Annotated in this window: 29 protein-coding genes and 1 riboswitch; of the genes, 15 read left to right on the plus strand and 14 right to left on the minus strand. The window is 74.0% G+C overall.

From position 1 onward, the window contains the following. The first annotated feature begins 125 nt into the window (after positions 1–125). The gene (locus tag Aru02nite_RS27050) at positions 126–827 is read left to right on the plus strand and encodes a CBS domain-containing protein (protein WP_203662390.1); all 702 of its coding nucleotides are present in this window, start codon (positions 126–128) and stop codon (positions 825–827) included. A gap of 115 nt (positions 828–942) precedes the next feature. Here the strand turns inward: Aru02nite_RS27050 and Aru02nite_RS27055 are convergent, their stop codons facing one another. Continuing rightward, positions 943–1,353, minus strand: a complete 411-nt coding sequence (locus Aru02nite_RS27055) for a DUF5994 family protein (RefSeq protein ID WP_203662391.1) — start codon at positions 1,351–1,353, stop codon at positions 943–945. A 295-nt stretch (positions 1,354–1,648) separates the two neighbouring features. Further along, positions 1,649–1,726: riboswitch (ZMP/ZTP riboswitch) on the plus strand. 20 nt (positions 1,727–1,746) lie between these two features. Here Aru02nite_RS27055 and Aru02nite_RS27060 point away from each other — a divergent pair. Beyond that, positions 1,747–2,628: a metallophosphoesterase family protein gene (locus Aru02nite_RS27060; protein WP_203662392.1), complete on the plus strand. Its 882-nt coding sequence runs from the start codon at positions 1,747–1,749 to the stop codon at positions 2,626–2,628. Positions 2,629–2,631: 3 nt separating this feature from the next. Here the strand turns inward: Aru02nite_RS27060 and Aru02nite_RS27065 are convergent, their stop codons facing one another. The 5 genes from Aru02nite_RS27065 to Aru02nite_RS27085 all read right to left on the minus strand — a co-directional run bounded on the left by Aru02nite_RS27065 (position 2,632) and on the right by Aru02nite_RS27085 (position 7,227). After that, a complete protein-coding gene (locus tag Aru02nite_RS27065; protein WP_239076982.1) occupies positions 2,632–3,588 on the minus strand; it encodes a diacylglycerol/lipid kinase family protein in 957 nt (318 codons plus the stop codon). A gap of 153 nt (positions 3,589–3,741) precedes the next feature. Beyond that, a complete protein-coding gene (locus Aru02nite_RS27070) occupies positions 3,742–4,689 on the minus strand; it encodes a hypothetical protein (protein ID WP_203662393.1) in 948 nt (315 codons plus the stop codon). An 83-nt stretch (positions 4,690–4,772) separates the two neighbouring features. Then, positions 4,773–5,498, minus strand: coding sequence for a DNA alkylation repair protein (locus Aru02nite_RS27075; protein WP_203662394.1), 726 nt, complete (start codon positions 5,496–5,498; stop codon positions 4,773–4,775). A gap of 38 nt (positions 5,499–5,536) precedes the next feature. Next, positions 5,537–6,469: an LLM class flavin-dependent oxidoreductase gene (locus Aru02nite_RS27080; RefSeq protein WP_203662395.1), complete on the minus strand. Its 933-nt coding sequence runs from the start codon at positions 6,467–6,469 to the stop codon at positions 5,537–5,539. Continuing rightward, positions 6,466–7,227 carry an alpha/beta fold hydrolase gene (locus Aru02nite_RS27085; RefSeq protein WP_203662396.1) on the minus strand — a complete coding sequence of 254 codons (762 nt, stop codon included), beginning with the start codon at positions 7,225–7,227 and terminating at the stop codon, positions 6,466–6,468. Before Aru02nite_RS27085 ends, Aru02nite_RS27080 begins: the two co-directional genes overlap by 4 nt. Before the next feature lie 75 nt (positions 7,228–7,302). Between Aru02nite_RS27085 and Aru02nite_RS27090 the strand changes: the two genes are divergently transcribed. Beyond that, positions 7,303–7,707 (plus strand): winged helix-turn-helix transcriptional regulator, encoded by a 405-nt coding sequence (locus Aru02nite_RS27090; RefSeq protein WP_203662397.1) that lies wholly within the window; start codon positions 7,303–7,305, stop codon positions 7,705–7,707. Between the two features lie 37 nt (positions 7,708–7,744). Beyond that, complete coding sequence (locus Aru02nite_RS27095) at positions 7,745–8,386, plus strand: hypothetical protein (RefSeq protein WP_203662398.1); 642 nt, start codon at positions 7,745–7,747, stop codon at positions 8,384–8,386. 6 nt (positions 8,387–8,392) lie between these two features. On the opposite strand, the gene Aru02nite_RS27100 is transcribed toward Aru02nite_RS27095, so the two are convergent. Beyond that, positions 8,393–9,019 (minus strand): LysE family translocator, encoded by a 627-nt coding sequence (locus Aru02nite_RS27100; protein ID WP_203662399.1) that lies wholly within the window; start codon positions 9,017–9,019, stop codon positions 8,393–8,395. Between the two features lie 219 nt (positions 9,020–9,238). On the opposite strand from Aru02nite_RS27100, the gene Aru02nite_RS27105 reads away from it, so the two are divergent. From Aru02nite_RS27105 to Aru02nite_RS27120, 4 genes are all read left to right on the plus strand, one after another. After that, positions 9,239–9,985 carry an ABC transporter ATP-binding protein gene (locus Aru02nite_RS27105; protein WP_239076983.1) on the plus strand — a complete coding sequence of 249 codons (747 nt, stop codon included), beginning with the start codon at positions 9,239–9,241 and terminating at the stop codon, positions 9,983–9,985. Next, the gene (locus tag Aru02nite_RS27110) at positions 9,982–12,450 is read left to right on the plus strand and encodes an ABC transporter permease (protein ID WP_203662401.1); all 2,469 of its coding nucleotides are present in this window, start codon (positions 9,982–9,984) and stop codon (positions 12,448–12,450) included. The genes Aru02nite_RS27105 and Aru02nite_RS27110 overlap by 4 nt, the downstream gene beginning before the upstream one ends. Positions 12,451–12,616: 166 nt before the next feature. Continuing rightward, positions 12,617–13,861, plus strand: coding sequence for a sensor histidine kinase (locus Aru02nite_RS27115; protein WP_239076984.1), 1,245 nt, complete (start codon positions 12,617–12,619; stop codon positions 13,859–13,861). Continuing rightward, positions 13,849–14,493 (plus strand): response regulator transcription factor, encoded by a 645-nt coding sequence (locus tag Aru02nite_RS27120; protein WP_203662403.1) that lies wholly within the window; start codon positions 13,849–13,851, stop codon positions 14,491–14,493. Before Aru02nite_RS27115 ends, Aru02nite_RS27120 begins: the two co-directional genes overlap by 13 nt. Before the next feature lie 31 nt (positions 14,494–14,524). Here Aru02nite_RS27120 and Aru02nite_RS27125 read toward each other — a convergent pair whose 3' ends face one another. The 3 genes from Aru02nite_RS27125 to Aru02nite_RS27135 form a co-directional block, all read right to left on the minus strand. Continuing rightward, positions 14,525–14,776, minus strand: a complete 252-nt coding sequence (locus Aru02nite_RS27125) for a hypothetical protein (protein ID WP_203662404.1) — start codon at positions 14,774–14,776, stop codon at positions 14,525–14,527. 52 nt (positions 14,777–14,828) lie between these two features. Beyond that, positions 14,829–15,248 carry a VOC family protein gene (locus tag Aru02nite_RS27130; RefSeq protein ID WP_239076985.1) on the minus strand — a complete coding sequence of 140 codons (420 nt, stop codon included), beginning with the start codon at positions 15,246–15,248 and terminating at the stop codon, positions 14,829–14,831. A 216-nt stretch (positions 15,249–15,464) separates the two neighbouring features. Beyond that, on the minus strand, positions 15,465–15,839 hold the full coding sequence (locus Aru02nite_RS27135; RefSeq protein WP_203662605.1) for a VOC family protein: 375 nt from the start codon (positions 15,837–15,839) through the stop codon (positions 15,465–15,467). A gap of 260 nt (positions 15,840–16,099) precedes the next feature. Here Aru02nite_RS27135 and Aru02nite_RS27140 point away from each other — a divergent pair, with 260 nt between their 5' ends. Continuing rightward, positions 16,100–16,417 carry a PadR family transcriptional regulator gene (locus Aru02nite_RS27140; protein ID WP_203662607.1) on the plus strand — a complete coding sequence of 106 codons (318 nt, stop codon included), beginning with the start codon at positions 16,100–16,102 and terminating at the stop codon, positions 16,415–16,417. A 47-nt stretch (positions 16,418–16,464) separates the two neighbouring features. Further along, a complete protein-coding gene (locus tag Aru02nite_RS27145; RefSeq protein ID WP_203662405.1) occupies positions 16,465–17,664 on the plus strand; it encodes a hypothetical protein in 1,200 nt (399 codons plus the stop codon). Positions 17,665–17,682: 18 nt separating this feature from the next. On the opposite strand, the gene Aru02nite_RS27150 is transcribed toward Aru02nite_RS27145, so the two are convergent. Further along, on the minus strand, positions 17,683–18,492 hold the full coding sequence (locus Aru02nite_RS27150) for a SigB/SigF/SigG family RNA polymerase sigma factor (RefSeq protein WP_203662406.1): 810 nt from the start codon (positions 18,490–18,492) through the stop codon (positions 17,683–17,685). Positions 18,493–18,886: 394 nt separating this feature from the next. On the opposite strand from Aru02nite_RS27150, the gene Aru02nite_RS27155 reads away from it, so the two are divergent. From Aru02nite_RS27155 to Aru02nite_RS27170, 4 genes are all read left to right on the plus strand, one after another. After that, positions 18,887–19,594, plus strand: a complete 708-nt coding sequence (locus Aru02nite_RS27155) for a GAF and ANTAR domain-containing protein (protein WP_203662407.1) — start codon at positions 18,887–18,889, stop codon at positions 19,592–19,594. A gap of 41 nt (positions 19,595–19,635) precedes the next feature. Continuing rightward, positions 19,636–20,370 (plus strand): GAF and ANTAR domain-containing protein, encoded by a 735-nt coding sequence (locus Aru02nite_RS27160; RefSeq protein ID WP_203662408.1) that lies wholly within the window; start codon positions 19,636–19,638, stop codon positions 20,368–20,370. A 295-nt stretch (positions 20,371–20,665) separates the two neighbouring features. Further along, positions 20,666–21,619, plus strand: coding sequence for a TIGR03557 family F420-dependent LLM class oxidoreductase (locus tag Aru02nite_RS27165; protein WP_203662409.1), 954 nt, complete (start codon positions 20,666–20,668; stop codon positions 21,617–21,619). 50 nt (positions 21,620–21,669) lie between these two features. Next, the gene (locus tag Aru02nite_RS27170; protein WP_203662410.1) at positions 21,670–22,401 is read left to right on the plus strand and encodes a GvpL/GvpF family gas vesicle protein; all 732 of its coding nucleotides are present in this window, start codon (positions 21,670–21,672) and stop codon (positions 22,399–22,401) included. 54 nt (positions 22,402–22,455) lie between these two features. Here Aru02nite_RS27170 and Aru02nite_RS27175 read toward each other — a convergent pair whose 3' ends face one another. From Aru02nite_RS27175 to Aru02nite_RS27185, 3 genes are all read right to left on the minus strand, one after another. After that, positions 22,456–23,301 (minus strand): EamA family transporter, encoded by an 846-nt coding sequence (locus tag Aru02nite_RS27175; protein ID WP_203662411.1) that lies wholly within the window; start codon positions 23,299–23,301, stop codon positions 22,456–22,458. A 95-nt stretch (positions 23,302–23,396) separates the two neighbouring features. Then, positions 23,397–24,416 carry an SRPBCC family protein gene (locus Aru02nite_RS27180; protein WP_203662412.1) on the minus strand — a complete coding sequence of 340 codons (1,020 nt, stop codon included), beginning with the start codon at positions 24,414–24,416 and terminating at the stop codon, positions 23,397–23,399. A 31-nt stretch (positions 24,417–24,447) separates the two neighbouring features. Beyond that, entirely contained in the window at positions 24,448–25,185 is a 738-nt protein-coding gene (locus tag Aru02nite_RS27185) for a hypothetical protein (RefSeq protein ID WP_203662413.1), read from the minus strand. Between the two features lie 427 nt (positions 25,186–25,612). Here Aru02nite_RS27185 and gvpJ point away from each other — a divergent pair, with 427 nt between their 5' ends. Further along, a complete protein-coding gene (gvpJ, locus tag Aru02nite_RS27190) occupies positions 25,613–26,023 on the plus strand; it encodes a gas vesicle protein GvpJ (protein WP_203662414.1) in 411 nt (136 codons plus the stop codon).

The raw sequence follows: 26,023 nt of genomic DNA on the forward strand, positions 1-26,023 counted from the left end.
GGCCAGGCGCGACAGGCGCGGACACGACGGCGTCGACCACGCGCGCGAAGACTCGGCGACCGCGCCGTCAACCGGCCGAGGTGCCGCGATGTGCGGCATGTCCGGACAGTTCCGGGAGAGATGCCATGACGACGACCAAGGTACGAGACGTGATGAGTACGCCGGTCATCACCCTGGACGCGGACGCGACGTACAAGCAGGCGGCGGAACTTCTGCTGGGCAACAAGGTGGGTGCCCTGCCCGTGGTCGACGCACGGGGCGACGTGATCGGGGTGGTCTCCGAGTCGGACCTGCTGACCAAGGTGGCCATCGTCGCGGATGCGCTGGAGCCGGGGTTGCTCGCCAGCAGGCGCCGGAAGAGGGCCGCCGCCAAGGCAGCGAGCGACCGCGTCTCGGGCCTGATGTCGGTACCGGCGTGCACGGTGTCGTCGGAGGCGACCGTGGTGGAGGCGGCGCAGCTCATGCGCGACCGGGAGGTCAAGCACCTGCCCGTACTCGATCCCGACGGCGCGCTGGTCGGCATCGTCGCGCGCAACGACCTGCTGCACAGTTTCCTGCGCAGTGACCGGCAGATCCGGGCGGACGTGGTCCACGACGTCGTCGAGTCGTTCCTCGTCGCGGACCCGAACGAGGTCGGGGTGGCGGTGTCCGACGGCGTCGTCACGTTGTCCGGTGAGCTCGACAACCCCGCGAGCATCCCGCTTGCCGTGCAGGCCGCCCGGTCGGTACCCGGGGTCGTGGATGTCGTCGACAACCTGGTGGCGCGCCGCGACGACCGGAACACCGCATCGGACGCGTCGCCACCGTTCGGCCCACTCCGTACGTGACGGACTCGGCGTCGCCGGCCGCGTCCGGCACGAACGAGCGTACGGGCAGCCGGACTGGAACCGGTCAGTCGCCGGGGAAACCTTGCGGTGTCGCGGTGCCGTTACCCCGCGCCGTTCAGCGGCTGGCCGGCCGTATCCCCGCCTGGGTCAGGACGTCGGTCGCGCCGCGCGGTGTCCACTGCGCGTCGGCGGCCAGCATCAGCGCCCGGCGCGCGACGTGCGGTTCGGTGTCGGCCGGTACGACGAGGAGGAAGACCGCGGTGCCGTGCAGGCAGTGCGCGACGAGCAGGTGGGTCAGCATCTGCCGGTTCCACCCGATCGGTACGCCGTCGCCGGCCCGGTCCGGGTGCGTGTCCCAGTCCGCCCAGGACAGCCGCAACCATTCGATCTGCCCGAAACGACGCTGTACCGGCGGGAAGAGTTCGGCGAGTTCGGTGTCCAGGTCGCGGGACCGGGGCCACCAGGCTCCGTCGACTTCTCCGGCCCGCCGGAAGGGCGCGAACGTCACGCGCAGAAACGTCCCCATGGTGCATTCCCCCGCGAAGGCGATGTGCGAGCCTTCCCTGTCGGGCTCGCGGGGGCCGCGCATCAGGGTCCGGGACGCCCGGCTCTCTACGACGCAAGCCTAGGCTCAACAAATGCAAGATCGGAGCCGATCGGTGCCCGCCCCGGCCGATCGGCCCGCCCCGTCGCGACCGGGTACGACGACCGCGGCGTCCGGTACGTCCGGCAAGTCGCCGATGCACTGTCCACAGTGGAGATTCCGGCCGTACGCCCGGGTGGGGTGGATCACCGACCCTCACCCGGATCGGGACGCTACGGTGACGGCACACGACTGGCGCGGGTGGTCGAACCACCGGGGAGTGACGTACGGGGTGTCGACCGCCTGGGTGCCCCACACCGCTGAGGGAGCGACACGATGGGGCACCGCATCCTGCACCTGTCCGACACCCACCTGACCGCGTCCGGGATCGACGAGGACGGTGTCGACGCGGCCGCGGCACTCGACCGCATGCTGTACGACGCGCGCCACGTACCGGCGCTGGACGTGGTCGTGGTGAGCGGCGATCTCGCCGACGACGGTTCGCCCGACGGGTACGCGGACGTACTGGAACGGGTGGGGCGGTTCGCGGCCGAACGCGGCATCCCGCACGTGTACTGCCCGGGCAACCACGACGACCGTGCCGCGTTCGCCGCGGTACTGGGCAGCGGGCACCGCGCGGCCGACGGCGACGACGCCGGGACCGTACCGCCGGGACTGGGACGCTGCGCCGCGGTCGGTGAGGTACGCGGGCTGCGGGTGGTGACGCTGGACAGCCTCGTACCCGGCGAGGTGCACGGAACGCTCGGCGCCGCGCAGGCCGCCTGGCTCACCGAGATCCTCGCGACTCCGGCCGCGGCCGGCACCGTGGTCGTGCTGCACCATCCGCCGATCGCGCCGGTCGACTCCCCGCTGCTCGGCTCGGCGAACCTGCGCGACGTCGACCGGCTCGCACACGCGCTGCGCGACACGGACGTGCAGGCCGTACTGTGCGGGCACTTCCACCTGCAACTGTCCGGCACAATCGCCGGCGTACCGGTGTGGGTGACGCCCGGCGTGGCCACCCGCATCGACCGCACCGCACCGCCGCACCTCGAACGCGCCGTACTCGGGGCGAGCGCGACCGTGGTCGACCTCGGCGTACCGGGTGGGCCGATGTTCCAGACGCTGCACGCGCGCGATCCGCGGGCCGGCACGACCGCGTACCTGGTGGAGGCGGTGTCCGGGGTCGACGCCGTGGAGGACGACCTGCCGCGCTGACCGTCAGGTGTCCGGGAAGCCCACCGGTACCAGGACGCGCAGGGCGTTGGCGGACAAGGTGATCCGCGCCGGGGTGCTGCCGTGCAGTTCACCGTCGATGTCCAGCGCCTGCGGCGGGTCGGTGTGCAGGGTCAGCGCGTCGGTGGTCAGGAACGGGTGGCTGGCCTGGGTACGGCGCCGGCCGTGCGCGACCTGCCCGGCGATCGCCGCGACCAGGCTCGTACGCCGGGGGCCGCCGAGCGGCCAGGTGGTGAGCAGCCGGTCGTCGGGCGAGGCGTCGGCGGTGATCGGGTTGCCGGCGTGGAAGCCGCCGTTGGCGATGTTCAGCTGGTGCGTGTGCGCGCTGACGGTACGCCCGTCGTCGGTGGTCAGCCGCGCCCGGAACGGGTGGTGCCGCGGCAGGATCGCCGCCGCCGTCAACGGGTACGCGGCGCGGCCGAGGATGCGCTTGAGCCGGTGCGGCGCGTGCTCGGCGACGCGGGCGGACACGCCGAGCGACACCATGTTGGTGAACACGCGCCCGTTGACGTGGCCGAGGTCGACGTCGGCGACCACGCCGTGTACGAGCGTGTCGAGCGCGCCGGCCACGGTGAGCGGAACGGTCAGCGTACGGGCGAAGTTGTTGGTGGTGCCCAGCGGCAGCAGGCCGAGGGCGATGTCCCGGTGCGCGAGCTGCCGCGCGGCCTCGCTGATGGTGCCGTCGCCGCCGGCCGCGATGAGGACGTCGGGCCGGTGGTCGACGGCGGCGGCGATGGTGTCGGCGAGGCCACCGGGACGGTCGACGCCGAGGTCCGCCACCAGGTTCCAGCCGTCGGCGCGGAGCCGGGCCAGGATCGCCGCGTGGTACCGGCGGCCGCGGCGGGCCCGGGTGTTCACCACCAGCACCGCACGCCGTGTCGTACGGATCGCCTGGTGCAGGTCGGACTTGCTGCGCATCGGTGGCTGCGGCGCGGCCGCCATCGGTACTCCCGGGGTCGGTGGCGTCGGGTCACCCGGCGCCCGCGGGACCGGCTCCCGCGGCGACGCCGGACCTCCATGATCCGTGACGGCACCGGCACGCCGACCGGTGGACGGGACGCACCCGGGCGGCCACGCGCGGCGACGGCGCCGGGGTCACGGGGTACGTGCCGCGTCGATCTGGTCGAAGTCGCCGTACCCGTTGCGGCTGCCGCCGCCGCCCGACCACTGCCACATCAGCGCGTACCTCGACGAGCTGGTCTGGCCGCCGAAGAAGTGCGCGCACGTCGACGTACCGGACAGGCACCAGCCGTACGGGTGGTGGGTGAGGCTGCCGGTGAACGACTCGTACGTCCACTCGTAGGTGTTGGGGATCAGCGACGCGCTGCCGCTACCGAAGATGCTCGCCCAGATGTCCGGCGCGGAGTAGACACCGGCGCGGTAGGCGGAGTGGCCGGTGACGTAGCCGGCGAAGCCGTTGAGGACCGCGCGGTCGACGGTCACCGGCACGAAGCCGGTCCGCACCACGCCGCTGCACGGCGAGGTGTAGACCGAGTTCCAGCCGTTGTCGTCGGCCGGCGTGTAGCTCGGCGAGTGGCCCGGGATCTCGATGTCCGCGAACAGCACCGGGTACGTGACGTGCCGGGACGCGGCGTCCGCGAGCGCCTGCGCCGCCTGCCGCGCGCCCCACGCGTACGCCTCGGTGGTGGTGCCGTCGTAGTGCGGGTCGACGCCAGGACCGCCCATGAAGTAGTAGCCGCCGACCCCGACACCCAGGTGGTACGTGCCGCGGTTGGTGGCGGCGCGCGCCGCGTCGGTCGTCGACCAGACGACGATCTTGTTGCAGCCGGTCAGGTTCGCCCAGTTGCCGAGCATGCCGACGTACCCGCCGTAGGAGCCGCCGATCACCGGTTCCCGGTACGGCGCGCCGCCGGAGATGGTGATCGTCGTGCTGTCCGTCCCGTACCAGAAGCCGGCCGGGCCGTCACCGGCCACCGCCGGCGCGGTCGTCACGAGGGCGGCGACGGCGCCCAGCAGCACCGCGAGCCCGGTCCGTACGATGCGGTGCCGGCCCCGGCCGGACACCCGTGCCTGTCCCGACATGCGCCACCGCCATCCGGCCGTACGACGAGGATCCCGCCGTCGTAGACCTCATCATGCGCCGGCGCGGGCCGGCCGTACAGGGCTCATTCGCCGTGGTACGGCGCCGTTCCGGTGAGGTACGCGGTGCGCCGCGCCGGTGCGAACCGCTCGATGGCGTACCGGAGCATGGTCCGGGGCATCCGTCGGTAGTGCCGGGCGAGGAAGTCCTCCTCGGCCGCCCGGTCGCGCTTGCCGACCTCCCGCAGCATCCACCCGACCGCCTTGTGTACGAGGTCGTGCGGGTCGGGCAGCAGGCGTTCGGCGAGCCGGAAGGTCCAGTCGAACTCGCCGGCGCGGATGAACGCCAGCGTCGCCAGCACCGCGGTCCGCCGCTCCCACACCACCGCCGAGCCGGCCAACCGGTCCAGGACGCCCCGGTCCCGGTCCAGCAGCCACGGCCCCAGCAGGTACGGCGCGGACGAGTCGACGAGGTCCCAGTTGTCGAGGTGGTCGAGGTTGGCCAGCATCGTCCCGACGATCCGGTCCCGCTCCCCCGCGTCCGCCCGGTCGAACTTCCGCACCAGCACGAACACCGCCGTCAACCGCACCTCGTGTACGCCGTCGGCGAGCAGCTCCGCGGTCTCGGCGAGCGTCAGGTCCCGCCAGTACCGGCCGGCGACCGCGCGCTGCTCGGGGACCGGGATGCCGAGCGCGGTGTCGCCCTCGCCGTACCCGCCGGGGACCATCCGGAGGTAGCGGGCCACGCCCTCGGCGCGCCGCGGGTCGGCGCGGGCGGCGAGATCGGCGCGGAGGTCGGCGAGCGTACCCATGGGGGTGCAACCTACCGTCCGGCCGGGCGTGGCGGGCGTCAGGGGCCGAATCGCCCGCGCAGCAACGGAAGCAGCTCCTCGGCGAGCCGCGGCCACTGTTCGTCGGCGAACAGCGTGCCGAGCCGCAGGACGAGGTGCCGGGCGCCGGCGTCGACGTACCGCGAGAGCCAGTCGGCGACCGCCGCGGCCGTGCCGGCACGGAACGCCTGGAGTCGGGCCATCTCGGCGACCGGCCGGCCGTAGTAGCCGCGGGTGTAGTCGTCGAGTCGGCGGCCCGCCCGGTCGGGGTCGGCGTCGAGGTGGACCGTCGCGTACAGGCCGGCGGTGCGGTGCTCGGCGCGCACCGTCCGCCAGGCCGCGGCGTACGCGTCGTCGTCCGGCAGGTACGGCAGCCACCCGTCGTACGTCTCCGCCACCCGGCGCAGCACCCCGGGCCGGTCGCCACCGGCCAGCCACAGCGGCGGCCCGCCCGCGGAGTGCGGCGGGACGAGGCCGGTGGCGGGCAGCGACCAGTACCGGCCGTCGTACGCGGCGCCGGAGGTCCAGGCGGTACGCCAGATCCGGACGGTCTCGTCGAGCCGGCCGACCCGTTCGCGGAACGGTACGCCGGCGGCGGCGAACTCGGCCGCCGTTTCCGGCAGCGGGAACCCGGCGCCGAGCGCGAGGACCAGCCGGCCGCGGGCGATCCGGTCCAGGGTGGCGACGGCGTGCGCGCCGGGCAGCGGCGGGCGCAGCGCCGCGGTGAGCGCGGCGGTGCCGACGGTGATCCGTTCGGTGGCGGCGGCGACGGCGGCCAGCAGGGTCAGCGGTTCCGGCCGGGGCCGGGCGGTCAGCGAGTCGCCGACCCACACCGAGTCCAGGCCGGCACGTTCGGCGGCGCGTGCCAGGTCGATCAGCGCGGCCGGGTCGTGCCGGCCGGTCACGGTACGTTCCCGGGTCGGCAGCAGCAGCCCGATGCGTACGCCGGTCACCGGGCGACCGTCCGGAGGAACGGGACGACCTCGGCGAGTACCGCGGTGGCGTCGTGCCAGGCGCCGGTGTGGTCGCACCCGGCGACGGTGGCGAACCCCGCGCCGATCCGCGCCGCGACCGCCCGCGCGCCCGGATGGTACGGATCGGCGTCCCCGGCGTACAGGAGGACCGGGACGTCGAGGGCGGCGAGCGCGGGGCTGAGGTCCGGCTGGTGCTCCAGCGACCGGTGGCACGCGTCGAAGGCGACCGGGTCGCCCGCGTCGATCACCGCCGCCTGCTCCGGTACCCGGGCCGCGGCGGCACGCGCCAGCGCCGTCCAGTCCGGATCGGGCGGCAGCGGCACGGTACGGCGCGCGTGCTCGTACGCGACCTCCAGTCCGCCGACCGGATCCCAGCCGCCGACGACCAGCCCCGCCACCCGGTCCGGGGCGTACGCGGCGAGTCCGCAGCCGATCCACGCGCCCATCGAGTACCCCCAGTAGACGGCGCGGTCGGCGCCGAGCTCGTCGAGTACCGCGAGCACGTCGTCGACCCGCCGGGGCAGCTCGTACGCCGCCGGATCGGTCGGCGCGGCGCTGCGCCCGTGCCCCAGCGGATCGATCTCCACCACCGTGTACTCCCCGGCCAGCGCGCCGGTGTAACCCAGGTCCGTCCACTGTGGACCGACCTGGTAGAGCCCCGGCTGCACCAGCAGCAGCGGTCCCGCGCCGTGCACCCGGAAGTGCACCTCCCGCCCCGGTACCCGGGTCAGCGCCATCACACACTCCCTGTTTCCGTTCGACACCCCGCACATCGTCCGCAACGATGGGCGGGCGCGGAAGGAGGGACTTCCATGTCTCCACGGGACACCGAGGTAACCGACCAGGTCACGGACGTGTGCCCGGTCCGGGACCTGCTCGACCGGATCGGCAGCAAGTGGACCGTCCAGGTGATCGAGGCACTCGCCGGCCGTACCCTGCGGTTCACCGAACTGGAACGCGCCGTCGACGGCGTCAGCCGCCGGGTACTCGTCCGCACCCTGCGCGCCCTGGAACGCGACGGCCTGCTGCGCCGCACCGTGCACCCGACCGTGCCGGTGACCGTCGAGTACGCGTTGACGCCGCTGGCGGCCGGGCTCGGCGGGCCGCTCACCGCGCTCGCCGACTGGGCACGGACGCACCGCGCCGACATGGTCTCGGCCCGCCGGGCGTACGACGCGGCCGCCGCGCGACCGGCGCTCAGCGGCGACCCGGCATGACCGGTACGCTCCGGCGGGACCGGCGAAAGGACCGCAGATGACCGGGGAACGCGGGGCGCGCGTCACCGCCGACGACGTCGCGCTGGCCGTACGGCTGGCGGTGGCGACGCTGCGGACGGTCGCCGACCGGGACTGGAGCGTACCGGCCGGGTCACTCGACTGGGACTGCTGGGAGACCGTCGAGCACCTCGCCGACGACCTCTTCTCGTACGCGACGCAGCTCAGCGCGGTGGACCCGCCGCAGACGTCGCACGTGCGGGTGGCGTGGCGGCGGGAACGGCCGGGCGGCCCCGCGAGCGTCATCTACGCCGAACGGGACGCCGGCACCGCCGGACTGATCCAGGTGGTCGACGCCTGCGGCGGCCTGCTCACCGCCGTGGTACGCACGGCCGACCCCACCGTGACCGCGCACCACGTGTACGGCAACGCCGACCCCGAGGGCTTCGCGGCGATGGGCGTGGTCGAGACCGTCGCGCACATGCACGACGTCGCGCAGGGCCTGGGCGCCGGGTGGGAGCCGCCGGCCGAGCTGTGCGACCGGGCGCTGACGCGGCTGTTCCCGGACGCGCCGACCGACACCGACCGGTACCGGACGCTGCTGTGGGCCACCGGCCGGGCCGAGCTGCCCGGCCGGCCGCGGCTCACCGACTGGCGCTGGTACGGCGAGCCCCGAGGCTGACCCGCGTCAGGCGGACTCGACGGCCAGCCGTACGCCGAGCGCGACGAGGACGGCGCCGGACACCTGCTCCAGGCGCCGTCGTACGCCCACGCGCTGGAAGACGCCGCGGACCCGGCCGGCCAGCCACACCAGCGGCAGGTACCACAGCAGGTCGACCGCCGCCCACAGCACCGAGAACACCACCAGCCACGGCAACACCGGCGCGCCGTGCGGCACGAACTGCGGCAGGAACGAGATCGCGAACACCCCGGCCTTCGGGTTCGCCACGTTCGTGACGAGACCCTGCCAGTACGCCCGGCGGTGCGGGACCGCGGCGGGGGCAGCCGGCTGCGCGTCGCTGGCGGTGCCGCGGCGCGCCTGCCACAGCGCACGCGCACCCATCCAGATCAGCACGCCGGCGCCGACGATCCGCAGCCCGTCGTACGCGATGCGCGAGGCGAGCAGCAGCGCGGACAACCCGAACGCCGCGGCCAGGCCCCACACCAGGATGCCGGTCTCGTTGCCCAGCACCGTGACGAGCCCGCTGCGACGGCCGGTGACGACCGCCCGCCGCAGGATCACCGCCGTACTCGGGCCCGGCACCATCGCGATCAGGAACGCGGCGCCCACGAACGCCAGCACGGAAGTCAGCACCCGGCCAGTCTGCCGCGGCTCCCCGAGCGGCACAACGGAAACCCGCCCGGCTCACATCACCGGCCCGCGGTCCCGTACGGCCCGGACGCGGCCCGCAGGAACGCGTCCAGCCCCAGCGTGACGTACGCCGACGGCGTGGCCGTGGTGGGGCTGGCCATAGGTCGCGGATCAGCGCTGGCCATGTCGTTTCCGCCGCCCGGCGCGACCAGCATGGTCGGCATGGCAACGATGGGCACTCTCACGACGACGGCGGTCGCCGACCTGACCGACGTCACCAAGGTGTACGCCGGCCCCACCGGCACCCGGGCACTCGACCACGTGACGGTCGGGTTCGACCGCGGAACGTTCACGGCGGTGATGGGACCGTCCGGCTCGGGCAAGTCCACCCTGCTGCACTGCGCGGCGGGTCTGGACCGACCGACGTCCGGCCGCGTCCGCCTCGCCGGTACGGAGATCGGCGGGCTGCGCGAGCCGGCGCTGACCGTGGCGCGGCGCGGGGTCGGGTTCGTGTTCCAGTCGTTCAACCTGGTCGCGGCGCTCACCGTCGAGCAGAACGTGCTGTTGCCGCAGCGGCTCGCCGGCCGCCGCCCGGACCGCCGCCGCGCCCGCGAGGTACTGGCGCGGGTCGGCCTGGCCGGTAAGGAGAAGGCGCTGCCGGGCCAGCTGTCCGGCGGTCAGCAGCAGCGGGTCGCGGTGGCGCGCGCGTTGGCCGGCCGCCCCGAGGTGATCTTCGGCGACGAACCCACCGGCGCCCTGGACCTCACCACCGGCCGGGAGGTACTCGGCCTGCTGCGGCACGCGGTCGACTCCGACGGCGCCGCGGTCGTGATGGTCACCCACGACCCGAACGCGGCGGCGTGGGCCGACCGCGTCGTGTTCCTCGCCGACGGCCAGCTCGCCGGCGAGGAGTCCGCCCCGACCGCCGAACAGGTGGCCGCACGCATGACGGAGCTGAGCGCGCGATGACGACCCTGGCACTGGCCTCCGTACGGCGGCGGCTGATCGCGTTCGCCGGGTCGTTCCTGGCGGTGGCGCTGACCGTGGCGCTGCTGACGGTCAGCGGAGTCCTGCTGTGCTCGGCGCTCACCGCCGGCCCCGGCCCGGACCGGTTCGCCGCGGCGACGCTGACCGTCGCGCAGCCCCGCGAGGTGAGCCTGACGACCGTGACCCACAAGGGCGACAAGGTGAAGAGCAAGACCAAGAGCAAGCCGCTGACCGGCGCCGCGGCGCTGTCGCCGGCGTTGGCGGGCCGGATCGCCCGGCTCGACGGGGTGGCGCGTGCCGTGCCGGACGTGTCGTTCCCGGTGGATCTGACCGTGGCGGGACGGCCGGCGCGCGGGCCGCACGGAGTACCGGTGGTGGCGCACAACTGGGCGGCCGCGGTGGCGACGCCGTACCGGCTGGCGGGTGGGACGGCGCCGGGTCGCGGCGAGGTGGTGCTCGACGCGTCGCTGGGGCACGTCGGCGACCGCGTGGTCGTGTCGACGCGCACCGGTCCGCACGCGTACCGGGTGGCGGGGGTGACGCGGCCGGCGGTGGCGAACCAGGCTGCGGTGTTCCTGCCGGACGCGGTGGTCGCCGCGGTGTCCGGGCTGGCCGGGCCGACCGCGGTGGCCGTGTTCGCCGAGCCGGGCGTCTCCGCGGACACCCTCGCCGCCCGGGTACGCCCGCTGGCCGGCACCGCCTCCGTGTACGCCGGCGCCGACCGGCTGCGCGCCGAGGTGCCGGGCGCGTCGATCAGCTACGTCGGCGCGGTGTCGGTGTTCGGCATCATGCTCGGGGTGACCGCGTTCGCCGCGGTGTTCGTCCTCATCGGGTCGGTGGGGCTGGTGGTCGCCGGCCGGCTGCGGGAGTTGGCTCTGCTACGGACGATCGGCGCCACGCCGCGCCAGTTGCGGCGGCTGCTGGCGGCCGAGACGGCCGCGGTCGCGGTGGTCGCCGGCGTGGTGGGCGCCGCGGTCGGCGGTCCGCTGGCGGGCACGGTCGCCGGCCGGTTCACCGCCGCGGGCGTACTGCCGCCCGGGTTCCCGGTGTCGGTCAACGTGTTCGTCCTCGCCGCGACCGTGTTCGCCGGTACCGCGATCAGCGTGCTGTCGGCCCGGATCGCCGCGGGCCGGGCCACCCGGATCGCGCCGACGCAGGCGTTGCAGGAGACGGCGGTGGCGCCGCCGGCGCGTACCGCGGTGCGGGTGGCGGCCACGCTCGTCACCGCGGCCGGCGCGGTCGCCGTACTGGTCTTCGCGCCACTGCGCGGAAACATGGGGATGGGCATGGGGTTCGTGGCCTGCGCGCTGCTGCTGTCGGCGGCCGCCGCGGCCGGCCCGGTCCTCGTCCGCCTCGTCGGTACGGCCCTGCGTCCGGTCGCCGCGGCCACCGGGGTCACCGGCCGGCTCGCCGCCGCCACCGTACGGGCGTCGGCGCGGCGGGTCGCGTCGGTGGCGATGCCGCTGATGCTGCTGCTGGGCATCGCGACGACGCTGCTGTCCACGAGCACGCTGACCGTGCAGGTGGCCGAGGCGCAGCAGACGCGGCGCGCCGCCGCGGCCGACGCCCAGCTGGTGTCGACCGGCTCCGGCGTACCGTTGGCGGACGCCCGCCGGCTCGCCGCGACGCCGGGCGTACGCGGGGCGGCGGCGACACTGCCGACGACCGTCCTGATCGACGAGGACGGCAAGCCGGAGCACTACGCCGCGCAGGGCCTGTACCGTGCCGGCGCCACCGCGCTCGACCTGGACGTGTCGGCCGGGCGGCTGCGGCCGACCGGCGACGGGCTCGCGGTCGGCGCGGACCTGGCGGCGGCGCGCGGCTGGCACGTCGGTGACCGGGTAGCGGTGTGGCTGCCGGACGCGACCCGGGTGACGCTGCGGGTGACGGCCGTGTACCGGTTGTCCGCCGGGTTCGGCGACCTCGTACTGCCGGCCGGTCTGGTCGCCGCGCACGACCCCCGCGGCCTGGTCCGCGCCGTGTACGTGACCGGTCGCGTGCCGGCCACCCCGGGCCTGGTCGCCGCGGACGCGACCGTACCGGTGCGGGGGGCGGAGACGCAGCAGGCCGCGTTCGAGGCGCTGATCGTGATCCTGGTGGCGTTCATCGCGGTGTCGGTGGTGAACACGTTCGCGATCGCGACCGTCGCCCGCCGCCGCGAGTTCGCGGACCTGCGGCTCGCCGGCGCCACCGCCCGGCAGGTACGCCGGATGGTCGGCACCGAGACCGCCCTGTCGGTCGCGGTCGGCGTGGTGCTGGGCGCCGCGGTCAGCGCCATCGTGTACGGCGCGTTCAGCGTGGCGCAGGACGGGCAGTGGCGCTGGCTGGCCAACCCGACCGGGTACGGCGTGCTCCTGGCCGGCACCGTACTGCTCGGCATGCTCGCCGGGACCGTACCGGCGCGGCTGGTGGTCCGTCGCCGCGCGCTGCCGGCCGATGCCCGCTGACCCCGCCCGGCCCGCCGGCGTCCGGTACTCCCGGGCGCCGGCTCCGCCGTCCGCTACGCCGGATCCGGCCCCGACCGTCCACTGTGGATGCCGCGGAACCGGGCGTACCGGGCAGGCGTTCGTACCGTGGTGGGCCGCGGACCGGGACACCGGTACGGTGGGCGCCGTGACCTCCGCGCCGCCCCGGACGCCGTGGGCGGGCCGGACCGTCCGCTCGCTCGGCTACCTCGCATCCGCGGTACCGGTGGGAATTCCGGCATTCGCCTGGTTCGTGGCGTCGGTCGTCCTGGTGGGCCTGTTGTCGCTGAGCCGGCTCGGGCCGCACGCGTTCCTGGCGTCCGCGACCGCCGCCCGCGCCCTGGCAGGAGTCGAGCGGCGCCGCGCGGACCGGCTGCTGCGCCACCCCGTCGCCTCGCCGTACGTGCCGCTCACGGCGCCGAACGTCACCGGCCGGGCGCGGCAGCTCGCCGGCTCCCCGGCCACCTGGCGCGACGCGGCCTGGCTGGCTCTGCTGTTCCCGCTGTCGCTGGTCTGCCTGCTGCCCGCGCTGGCGTGCACCCTCGTCACGCTCGGGCTGGTCACCGCGCCGGCCTGGCTGTGGGCGGTACCGAACCCGAACGCCCCGTGGTTCGTCGCGCCGCTGGTGTCCACCTGGCCCGGCCGGTGCGTCGCCTCGCTGGTCGGCGTGGCGCTCGCGGTGCCCGTGGCGTACCTGGTGGTGCGGGTGGCGGACGGGCAGGTCCGGTTCGCCGGCTGGCTGCTGGGCATCGGCGCGCAGCAGGCGCTGGCGCAGCGCCTCGTCGAGACCCGGGTACGCGTGGTCGACGCGCAGGCCGCCGAGCTGCGCCGGATCGAACGCGACCTGCACGACGGGGCGCAGGCCCGGATCGTCGCCGCCGGCATGACCCTCGCCCTCGCCGAACGCAAGCTGCGCGCCGGGCCGCCCACCGCGGCCGACGACGTACGGCTGGCGCGCCGTCAGCTCGACGACGCGCTCGCCGAACTGCGCCGGCTGGTCCGTGGCATCCACCCGCCGATCCTGACCGACCGCGGGCTGGCCGAGGCGCTGTCCGCGCTGGCGGCCGACAGCCCGCTCGCCGTCGACGTGCACGCCGCCGGTACGCCGCAGTTGCCCGCCGCGGTCGAGTCCGCCGCCTACTTCGTGGTCGCCGAGGCGCTCACCAACGCGGCCAAGCACGCCGACGCCACGTCCTGCCGGATCGACATCCACGCCGAGCCCGGCCTCCTGACCGTACGGGTGCGCGACGACGGGCGGGGCGGCGCCGACCCGGCCGGCGCCGGACTCGACGGGCTGCGCCGGCGGGCCGAGGCGCTCGGCGGCACCCTCACCGTGACCAGCCCGGCCGGTGGTCCCACCGTCGTCCTCGCGGAGCTGCCATGCGCATCGTGATCGCCGAAGACCTGCTGCTGTTGCGGGACGGCCTGATCCGCATCCTCACCGACACCGGGCACACCGTGGTCGCCGCGGTCGACAACGCCACCGACCTGCGTACCGCGGTGGCCGAACACCGGCCCGATCTGTCCATTGTGGACGTACGGCTGCCGCCCGGGTTCCGCGACGAGGGGCTGCGCGCCGCCCTCGCCATCCGCGCCGAGACACCCGACGCCCCCGTCCTGATCCTCTCCCAGTACGTGGAGCGCGCGTACGCCGCGGACCTGCTCGCCGACGGTCGCGGCGCCGTCGGGTACCTGTTGAAGGACCGGGTCACGTCGCTGGACGACTTCCTCGACGCGATCGAGCGCGTCGCGGCCGGCGGTACCGCGATGGATCCGGAGGTGGTGAGCCAGCTGTTCGCGCGCAACAGCCGCAACCGCGGGCTCGCCGCGCTCACGCCCCGGGAACGCGAGGTGCTCGGCCTGATGGCGCAGGGCCTGTCGAACTCGGCGATCTGCGCGGCGCTGGTGCTCGCCCCGGTCTCGGTGGAGAAACACATCTCGAACATCCTGGCCAAGCTCGACCTGCCGCCCGCCGACGACACCCACCGCCGCGTCCGCGCCGTCCTCGCCTACCTCAACCAGTGACCGGCCCGACCGCTGACCTGTGGCCGACCCGTCACCAGGTGAACCAGTCGGGGTGGCGCTGCGCGGCCTCCCGGATCTTCGCGAGGTCGTCCGCGTAGAACGTCGTACGGCCGCAGTTGAGGCAGACGGTGGCCGACAGCGTCGACATCGGCCGGAACCCGAGCGACCGGCTGTTGGGATGCAGTCCGTTGGTGTGCTGTCCGGTCAGGCCCAGGTTGGCGACCTGCTGCCCGCGGCAGCTCTCGCACGGCGGCACCCGCGGCGCCCGGTTCTCCGTCGTCATACCGGCGAAGGTACGGCAGGGCGGGCGCGGTGCCCCGGGTGCGCCGCGCCCGTCAGCCGACGAGGAGGCAGAACGGGTGACCTTCCGGGTCGGCGAGCACGTACAGCGGCTCGTCCGGATCGTCGGTACGGTCCGCGAGCAGCGTCGCGCCGAGGTCCTCGGCCCGCCGGCGCTGGCGTTCCAGCTCGTCGACGGTGTCGACCCGGTAGTCGTGGTGCATCTGCTTCGGTACGTCGTCGGACGGCCAGGTCGAACGGTCCAGCCGGTCGACCCGGTTGACCGCGTGCACCCGCCGGCCGGCGTCGTCGACGAGTACCAGCCAGTCGGCGTCGTCGGCACCGTCCGCGGGCGGCTCGTCGCCCGGCCGGTACCGCAGGCCGAGGAACCGCCGGTAGAACTCGGCGAGGGCCCGGCAGTCCGTCGCGTCGATCGCCGTGTGCATCAGTTCCGGGTACATCAGCCCCCCAGTCACCGTCTCCCGACCCGACCGTACGCCGAGGTCAGGTGGGAATTGTCGCGCGCCGCTGCGGCCGGCGGAACCAGTCGGCGTCGAGCCGTACGCCGGTCAGCGACTCGACGGTGGCCAGCGCGGTCGCCCAGTCCGGGCCGGGCGTGCCGCTGCCGGCCAGCAGCGGGCCGAGGTGGTCGGCCAGGGGGCGGTGTCCGCGGCGTCCCGGCCGGAATCGGCTCAGCGGCGCCGTTCCGCCTCGCTGCGCAGCACGCAGAACTCGTTGCCCTCGGGATCGGCGAGGATCACCCAGCCCGTGCCGTCCGGGTTGCGATGGTCGGCGACGAAGCTGGCGCCGAGGTCCTGCAACCGCGCCGCCTCCTCGTCCCGCGAGGTGTCCGGGCGCAGGCACAGGTGGAGCCGGTTCTTGCTCGTCTTCGGCTCGGGCACCTGGTTGAAGTGCAGCATCGGCCCCTCCGCCAGCATCACCTGGATCTCGGGGTCGCCCGGCCGGTCGTCCGGGTGCAGCGGGCGCCCCGTCACTCCGCTCCAGAACCGGGCCAGCTCGTACGCGTCCGCACAGTCGATCGCCACGTTCTGCAGTACCGACACCATCCCGCGCGCCTCCCTGATCGCCACACGAAGGTCACCACCGTACACGAAACGGCGGTGACATCGCGGCACGCGATGGTCTCGGCGGGGCTGCGAGGCGGGACGAACCGTTCCCCGCGGTGCACACGGGCGGCTGACACGAAATCTCCGGGTCGGATGCGACGCCCGGACGGCGGGGCCACAACGGCACCGCGCCGACGACGACTTCCGCCGCGGCTGGCCGATAGGTAGATCATTGATATATAGTCCGGGCCATGGCAGCGATGCGGGAGCCGACGTTCCTGATCCTGACCGCGCTCGCGGACGGGCCCCGGCACGGCTACGGCGTCATCAAGGACGTGTCCGAGCTGTCGGCCGGCCGGATCACCCTGCTGGCCGGCACGCTCTACACCGCACTCGACCGGCTCACCGCCGAGGGACTCGTCGAACCCGACCACGAGGAACGCGTCGACGGCCGCCTGCGCCGCTACTACCGGCTCACCGACACCGGCCGCACCGCACTCGCCGAACGCGCCGCCGAACTCCAGCGCGCCGCCCGCATCGCCCGTACCCGGCTGCGCGCCAACCCCGGAACGGCCTGACACCACCCGATCCGCACCGCAGACACCGTACGGAAGGAGACGCGCGCATGCCGGACCGGACGGCACCCGTACTGCTGGCCCGGCGGTACCGACGGCTGCTGTTCTGCTACCCCCGGGCGTACCGGAAGGCGCGGGGTGACGAGATCGTCGGCACGATGCTCGATGCTGCGCCGCCCGGCCGCGACCGGCCCACGGCGCGGGAGGCGGTGAACCTGGTCGCCAGCGGGTTGCGGGCCCGGCTGGGCCGACCGGACAGCCGCTGGGTCGTCGCGTTCTCGCTCGTGACCGCGGTGATCGTGGGGCTGTTCGGCTCCGTCGTGGGATACCGGCTGGCGTGGCAGGCGGCCGCGCGTCCGCTGCCGACGCCCGCCGCGGTGCGGCAGACCGTGGCCCGCATCGCGCCGGGACCGCCGGTGGGCGGCGGGACGCAGAGCCGCGACGACTACGTGTTCGGCTGGTCCGGCATGCACCGGTCGCTGCCGAACGAAGCGGTCCACGTACTGGTGCCACCGGCCATCGACGACTTCGATCTCGACTACACGCCCGGCGGGATCGACATCGAGACGTACCGGCGGGACAACACCGGGCTGGCCGACGCCGCGCGTGCGGCGCGGGCCCGGCTGCGCGCCGACGGCTGGACGCTCGGCACCCTCGACGTCAGCGACGACGGCTTCGGCGAAGGACCCACCGCCACCTTCAGCGCCCGCCGCGACGGCACCGTACTCACCGTGTCCATGGACCGCGTCAGGTACGAGACCCTCGACGGGGAGAAGTACTGGACGCCGAGGGCGAACGGCCCGCTGCTGGGCGCACATGTGATGTTCGGACGGGAGATGCCCGCCGTCGTCCCGTACGGGCAGGGAGTGGCGGGGGTGCTGGCGGGCGCGTTCGGCTGGCTGGTGTTCGGCTGGTTCAGCCGGCGTACGACGGCGCGGACCCCGGGCGAGCGCGCCCGCACCCGGATCGCGTACGGGGCGCTCGTCGTCTCGACGCTGCCCGCGGTGGTCCTGCTCGCCGAGGTCACCTGGTACACCGTCACCACCGGGACGCCCGACCCGCCCGACCCGGTGTACTGGGGACCGTCGGCGTCCCCGATCGATGCGATCGGCAACTACCGGGCCGTACTGGACGTCATCGGCGCCCCCGCCCTGCTGGCCCTGATCGTCTCCGCGCTGCTGCGCCCGCGCCGCGCCCCGGCAGTCGACGCACGCCGGCTTCCGCCGGACCGTACCGCGGGAAACGCTTGACACGAAAGGGATCGCGGCTCAGGCCGAACGGGTTGTCGAGCCGCGGTGGTGGCAGACCTCGACGTGGTCGCAGTCGCCGTTCATCCAGTCCCGCAGCCCCGACAGGGTACGGCTGATCAGCCGGGACACGTGCATCTGGGAGATCCCGACGCGGTCGGCGATCTCGTGCTGCGTCAGGTTGTCGAAGAACCGCAGCCGCAGCATCTGCCGTTCCCGTTCCGGCAGCTGGTCCAGCGCCGGGCGCAGCGACACCCACTCCGGTACCAGTTCCACGTGCTGGTCGGCGTCGCCGAGCAGGTCACCGACCTCGCCCTGCTGGTCCTCGGTACGGGTGGTCGCGTTCAACGACTCCGCCGAGTACGCCTGGTGGGCGAGCACGGCCTCCTCGACCTCCTTCTCGTCCACATCGAGGCGGTCGGCGAGTTCGGTGACGGTGGGCAGGTGGTCGCGCTGCTGCGCCAACTCGTCCACGGCCGCGCGCACCCGGGCGCGCAGGTCCTGGACGGGGCGGGGCACCCGCACATCCCAGCACTGGTCCCGGAAGTACTTCTTGAGCTCGCCGCGGATCGTCGGCGTGGCGTACGCGAGGAAGCTGCCGCGGTCCGGATGGAACCCGTCGACCGCCTTGACCAGCCCGACCCGCGCCACCTGGACCAGATCCTCCAGGCTCTCGCCGCGCCCCGAGTACCGCCGGGCCATTCCGTCGGCCAACGGCAGAAATCCTTCGATCGCCCGCGTACGCAGCCTGGCGCGCCGCGCCGAGCCCTCCGGCAACCTGGCGCCACGAACGAGGATCCGTTCGTAGCGTCGGACATCCTCCTCACGCATTGCTGCCCCCTCACAGAAACGAGCCAGCGCGACGGCGCACCATCGCGCGCCTCGAATGCCTCCCATTCGCGCCCTACCCCGGCCTACCGGCGGCTCAAACAACAACCACGAACCGTGACGCCGCCCCGCGTACCAGGCCCGCCGATCATGGACGCTCCGCATCGATCGGCGTCGCACCCCGCCGCCGTACGGTGTCCGGACAGCCGGTTTCGTCGTCACCCGTCCGGGTAGCCACCAGCCGCGGCCACGTCGACCGGGGCAGCTGCCGGCGCGGTACACGCGGCGCGGGACCGGGCGGACGGCCACGAACAACGGATATCGCCCCGAGACGTTCACCGGTACCGCGAGCTGATAACAAGGAACCAGGCATGCTGGGCACGGGGCGAGGTGTGACATGAGCGGCGAGCGGCGGGTTCGGCTGCGCCGCGTGGTCGCCGCGCTCCTGGACGCGCGCGGCGGCACCGGCCGCGCCACCGCGGTGTGCGACGCCTGCGTCTCGGTACTGTCCGGGACGGACGCGGCGGCCGTGTCGCTGCGGACCCCGTCGGGCGCCGAGACGGTGCTCGGCGCGAGCGACGACTGGGCCGTCAGCCTCGAAGAGATGCAGTACACGGTCGGCGAAGGTCCGGGCCTGGCCGCGCACGAGTCGGGCCGGCCCGTCCTCGTCGACGATCTGGGTGGCGAAGCGACGCGCTGGCCGGCGTTCGTCGACGCCGCGCAGGCCGCCGGCGTGCGATCGGTCGCCACGTTCCCGCTCCGCATGGGCGGCATCCGGTTGGGCGTGCTGGACCTGTACGGCAGGCACAGCGGTGTGCCGACCGGCGACGCCGTGGCCGACGCCGTCGTACTGGCCGAGCTGGCGTTGTCGGCGGTGCTCGACCACGTCTCCCGCGCCGAGGGACGCGGTGAGGACTGGATCGCCGCGGCGAACTCCTACAAGGAGGTCAACATCGCCACGGGCATCATCGCCGGCCGGCTCGGGATCTCGCTGACGGACGCGTTCGCCCGGCTCCGCGCGTACGCCTTCGCGCAGGAGCGGACACTCCGCGCGGTGGCCGCCGACGTGGTCGCACGGCGCACGGACCTGGAGGAGAGCGGATGAGCGACGGTCCACAGCCCCCGGGCGACGCTTATGCTGATGCGGTGGATGACCAGCGAAACACCATGGTCGCGGTCTTCGCGGCGGTCACCGCACACCTCGTGGACGAGTACGACGCGGGCGCCGTCCTCGATCTGATCGCCGAGGGCTCCGCCGAGGTGCTCCAGGCCGACGCCGGGATACTCCTGCGCGACGCGGGCGGCGATCTACGGGTCGCGGCGGCGTCGAACGAGTCCGCCCGGCTGGCCGAGATGCTCCAGTCCCACACCGACGAGGGCCCCTGCGTCGACACGATCTCGACCGGCGATCTCGTGCGCGTCGCGGACCTGCGCGGCGCGGAACGCCGGTGGCCACTGTTCACCACGGCGACCCTCCGCGTCGGCTACGCCTCCGTGTACTCGGTGCCGGTGCACGTCGAGGACGAGACGATCGGCGGCCTCAACCTGTTCTGCCGTACCTCGACGGTGCTGGGCGACGAACAGATCCGGTTCGCCCGCGTACTGGCCGACCTGGCCGCGCTGGCGCTCACCCAGCCGTCCCTGAGGCACCGCCGGGAGCAGCTGGCGGAACGTACCCTGGCCACTCTCAACGACCGGGTGGAGATCGACCACGCCGTGGGCCTGCTCGCCGGAGCCACCGACCTCGACGCCGCACAAGCCGCCACAGTCCTGTTCGACTACGCCCGCCGGGTACGCCTGCGCCCGGTGGACGTGGCGCGCGCCCTGGTGGGCGGTTCGCTGCCGCCGCGCGACGTGGCGGTCGGGCACCTCGCCACCTGACGACACATCCCGCCCGGCACGGCGCGCCCGCACTCCCCAGCACTGCATGCGTTCCCGGCGCTGCGCTCCCGGCACCGCATTCCCCGGCACCGCATCCCCGACACCGCGGCACACCGTGCGCAGGGATCGGCAGCCCACGGGTCCGGGCCGATCGTCGTACCCGAGCGGGTCGCGGACATCGTGGGCGGGCGGGGCGGCCCGGCGTGTTCCGGGCATTCGGCGCTGTGCCGACCGGCCGGCAAGGCATAGCCGGGCCCAGCGCGGGTAGGCGACAGCCGAGAGGCAAGGGGGAGGCATGGCTGTCGGATACTTCCTGTCGTGCGAGGAGCACCGCCCTGCCGAGCTGGTGGAACAGGCACGGATGGCCCAGCAGGCCGGTTTCGAGAAGCTGTGGATCTCGGACCACTTCCACCCGTGGGTCGACGCGCAGGGCGAATCGCCGTTCGTGTGGACCGTGATCGGGGCGATCGCGTCGGTGTGCTCGCTGCCGATCGGTACGGCCGTGACATGCCCGACGGTACGGCTGCATCCGGCGGTGGTGGCGCACGCCGCGGCGACCACGGCGGCGTTGACCGACGGCCGGTTCACCCTCGGCGTGGGCAGCGGCGAGGCTCTCAACGAGCACGTACTCGGTGGGCCGTGGCCGTCGCTGGGCGAGCGGCTGGAGTGGCTGGACGAGGCGATCGAGCTGATACGCGAACTGTGGACCGGCCGCCTGGTCAACCACCGCGGCCGGCACTACACCGTGGTCAACGCGCGGCTCTACACGCTGCCCGAGCAACCACCCCCGGTGTACGTGTCCGCGTTCGGCCGGCACGCGGCGCGGTTCGCCGGCCAACGCGGCGACGGCCTGATCACGATGCTGCCGGACCGGTCCATCGTCGAGGAGTACCGGTCGTCCGGCGGTGCCGGCAAGCCGACGCAGATCGGCTACAAGGTGTGCCACGGCCCGGACGAGGCCGCGGCCCGCAGACTCGCCCACCGACTGTGGGCGTCCGAACAGGTGCCCGGCGAGCTGGCCCAGACCCTGCCGCAGCCGCGCCACTTCGAGCAGGCGTCGGCCCTGGTGACCGAGGAGATGGTGGCCGACTCCGTGCCGTGCGGCCCCGACGTCGACCGGCACGTCGGCCGCCTGCGCGAGTACCTCGACCTGGGGTACGACGACGTGTACGTCAACCAGATCGGCCCGGACCAGGAGGCGTTCTTCGCCTGCTACGCCGACGACGTACTGCCGAAGGTGCGCGGTTGAGACGGACGGACACGACTGTACGCGGAGGTGGAACGCGAGGAGGTCGCATCATGACCGCGGTCTGGGTGTACGCCGTCACCGAGGCACGTACCCCGCCGACGGAGCGGGGCGTGCACGGCGAACCTTTGCGCACCGTACGGTGCGGCGATCTGACCGCCGTGGTCGGCACCGTACCCGACACCGAGTACGGGCCGGAACCGTTGCGGCGCAACCTGATCGACGCGCTCTGGCTGGAACAGGTGGCGCGGGCGCACCACCGGGTGGTGACCGCGGCCGCGCGCGACGGGCCGGTCGTGCCCCAGCACCTGGCCACCGTGTACGCCGACGACGCGGGCGTCACCGCGCTCCTCCGGAACCATCCCGCCGAACTGCACGCGATCCTGGACCGGCTGACCGGCCGCGCCGAGTGGGGCGTCAAGGCGTACGCGCCGTCCGTCGTACCGGAGGAGACGACGGAGCAGCCGTCCGGAGTCGCCGACCTGGCACGGGAACGCGCCCGCCGTACGGCCGTGGCCGAGTTCCGGCGCGTCGGGGCCGCGGTGGCAGAACGCGTCGACGCGTGGCTGGCGCCGCTCGCCGTGGCGCGCTGCCGGCACGAGGACGGCGACCCGTGGGAGGCAGACGCCCCCGACCCGCCCGTACTCAACGCCTCGTACCTGGTGGACGACGCCCGCCGGGGCGAGTTCGCCGACCGGGTGGGGGCGGTCGCCCGGACGGACCGCGTCGAACTGTCCGGCCCGTGGCCCCCGTACTCGTTCGCGGAGCTGCCCAAGCACGAGTGAGCCGCCCGGCCGCCGCACGGACCAGCGCGTCCGTGCGGCGGCATGTCGCCCGTGTCAGGACACGGTGAGCAGGACGACGGCGGCGGCTGCGGCGAGCAGGCCGGCCCGTTGCCAGCGGGTGAGCCGTTCCCGCAGCACCGTGACGCCCAGCAGCACCGGGATCACCGGGTACAGCGAGGACAGCACGACGGCGACGACCACGAGCTGCTGCCGGGTCGCCAGCTGGTAGCAGGTCAGCGCCGCCGCGGCCAGCACGCCGCTGCCGGCCGCGCCGGCGAGTACCCGGAAACGGTGCTGTGGCGGCGATCCGGCCGACGCCGAGCGCAGCGCCACGGGCAGTACGGTCAGCGTGGCGGTCACCCGGCCGGCGACCAGCGGCCACCACCCCGCGCCGGCGGCCGCCAACGCGAGCGGGAAGTACTGCACGGCGATGCCGACGCTGGCGCCCAGGCCGTCCATCGCGCCGGCGACGGCGTTCGGCCCGGCGCGGCCACCGGTGCGCGACACCAGCCACAGCGCCGGTACCGCGGCGGCCACACCCACCCAGGCCAACCGCGACGGCTGTTCACCGAGCAGCAGCACCCCGGCCAGTACCGGCAGGGCCGTGCCACCGACGGCGCTGACCGGTACCACCACGCTCATCGCGCCGTGCGCCATCCCGCGGTACAGCAGGACCATGCCGACGCCCGTACCGACGCCGGACAGTGCGCCCCAGCCGAGCGCCGTCGACGACACAGCCGGGGCCGGCACGAACGGCGCCACCGCCAGCATCACGGCGAGGCCGCCGAGCTGGCCGACCAGCGCCACCCGCCCGAACGACCACCGCCGCGACAGCAGGCCGCCGGCGACGTCCGCCAGGCCGTAGCAGACCGCCGACGCCAGCGCCAACATCACACCCATGCCGACCGGCTACCCGCGGGCCGGCGGAGTGATGCACGGGGCCGAGGACGACGCCCGATTCCCGCCAGTCCCCGGCCGCGCAACGGTCGCGCCGCTCAGGCGCGGCGCGCGTCCTCCTCGTCCTCCTCGTCGTCGTAGTAGTCCGACGGCTCGTCGTCCCGGTCCTCGTCACGTTCGTCGTCGTCCCGGTCGTCCTCGTCCTCGTCGTCCTCGTCGGCGTAGTCGTCGTAGTCGTCGCGCTCGTCGCGGTCGTCGTCGTCCCGGTCGTCGTCCTGGTCGCTCGCGTCGACGACCTCGCCGTCGTGCACCTCGCCGCGCCAGCCGCCCTCGCCGGCGTCCGGGTTGGTCATCACGTGCCGGCGGAACAGCTTCAGGTCCAGCCGAGCCCGCCGGCCCTGCGCCCGCCACAGGTTCGCGGTCTTCTCGAAGAAGCCACCCGGGAAGTACTCCAGGACGAGCAGGACGCGGGTGAGCCGGTCGTCGAGCCGGTGGAACGACACGACACCGTTGACGACACCCTTGGGGCCCTCGGACGACCAGGAGATGTGCTGGTCCGGTACCTGCTCGTCGATCGTCGCGGTCCAGTTGCGCGCCGACCAGGCCACCTTCGCCTTCCAGTCGGTGGTCACCTCGTCCTTCTGGTTGACCGACTGCGCGCCCTTCGACCAGCTCGGGAAATCCTCCAGCTTCGTCCACTCGTTGTACGCGACGTCGATCGGGACGCCCACGTCCACGTCCTCGATGATCGTCATGGCCTTGCTGCCGCCGCGTTTGCCGCCGCTGCCGGGCAGTGCGCCCTTCACCGCGTCGCCGACCTTCTTGGCGCCGGCCTTGAGTACGGACTTGCCCGGGCCCGAGCCGGACGCCAGCTCCCCCACCGTACGGCCGAGCAGGCTGGACGGTTCGGCATCGCCCGTCGCCACGTCGGTCAGTCGCTGCGTGGTGCTGCTGACCTTCTCCCCCAGCGCGCGCATGGCGCGCTCGCCCTGCGCCGTCAGGTACCGCTCCAGCTCCTCGACGAGTCGCTGCGTCGCGGGGTTGCGGGCGGCGGCGTCGCGGGCGCTCCCGATCATCGTCTGCAGCGTGCCACCGCTGCGGGTGTCTGCTGCGGCCATCGTCTCGTCCCTTCTTCTCGCCCGTCACTCGTCACTCGTCGTCGCTGGAGCCGCGCCGGGCCCGTGCCGTACGGCGGCCGGTGGTCGCGCGGCGGCTGCCGGACGTGCTACCCGACGACTTTCCGGCCGACCCGCTGGTACGCCGTTCCCGGCCCGAGCTGCCGCCGGACGCGCTGCGCCCCGAGCCCGACCCCGACCGCGTACTCCGCCGGGCGGGCTTCCGGTCGTCGGCCGACCGGCCGCGCCGCGAGCCGTCCGCGTCGTCCTTGCGTGGGCTGCTCTGGCGGCTCCGCGCCCGGCGCGGCTTCTCGTCCTCGCGGTCGGGCTCCTCGTCGCGGTCGGGCTCCTCGTCGGAGTCCCGCTCCTCGTCGCGGGACCGCTCCTCGTCCAGGTCCTCGTCCTCGGGTTCCTCGGCGCGGGCCCGGTCCGGCTCGTCCTCGTCGTCGTCCGACCGGCCGGCCGCCCCGGTGAGTGCGTCGGTACGGTCGCTGAGGCGTTGCGACACCCGGTCGAGCTGGCTGTTGACCATCGCGACGGCGGCATCCTTGCCGGCACCGACGAGCTTCTCGCGTACGTCCCCGGTCAGTTCCGACACTCCGGGCGCGCCGGAGACCATCGACAGCGCCTCCTTGCCCAGCCGGCGCGGGTCGAGGTCCAGCCGCTTGCCCACCAGCCACGAGCCGAGCAGCAGGGCGAGCTTCATCTTCTTGCGCCGGCCCAGCAGGTAGCCGCCGGCGACCGCGATCGCCACCTTCGTCGCGTTGTTCATGCCTCGGTCCCCCTCTGTACCCGTCCGGTCCGAGTCCACAGTGGACGGCGGAACGCGCGGCGGGATGTCGTGGCGGTGTGCCGAGGCCGTTCGCCCCCGCGTACGACAGGCACACACGCCACTGCCGGATGTCGACTTCTGTCGATCGAAGGTTGGGCACTACCCGGACCGGTACGCGGTAAACAGCGTCACGGACGGCGCCCCGCGCAACCCGACCGGTACGCGGAGATCCGCCCGGAGGATCCTGTCGCCGGGATCGGTCGAAGCCGCCGCGGTACGACACACGACGCAAGCCCGACCCATCGGTACCGCCCCATCAGGCGGTACCACAACGGCATCAGCACCGCAGGTCAGACACGGTACGGCGATGGTTTCGGCGCGGGGGCGCCGGGTAGTCGACCCGGATCCGAGACCGGAGGGAGTACCGATGACCACGGCCGTACAGCCCCAGGGTGGCGGCGGAGGCATGGTCGACCGACCATCCTCGTCCTCACTCGCCGACGTGCTGGACACGATCCTCGACAAGGGTCTCGTCATCGACGCGTACGTGCGCGTGTCGTTGGTGGGCATCGAGCTGCTGACCATCGACGCGCGGGTGGTGGTCGCCAGCGTCGACACGTACCTGCGGTTCGCCGAGGCCGTCGGCCGGCTGAACATCGAGCAGGACAAGGAGAGCCTGCCGGAACTGGTCGGTGACCTGAACGAGGGCGGCGCCCAGCACAAGAGCAAGGGCGCCGTGAAGGGTGCGCTCGACGCCGCGGGCGAGAAGGCCCGCGACGCGCTGGGCGGCGACGACCGCGAGCGGCACCGCGAACGCCGCAGCCGGAAGGAGGACTGA

The sequence above is a fragment of the Actinocatenispora rupis genome, from assembly GCF_016861975.1.
GTDB classification, from domain to species: domain Bacteria; phylum Actinomycetota; class Actinomycetes; order Mycobacteriales; family Micromonosporaceae; genus Actinocatenispora; species Actinocatenispora rupis.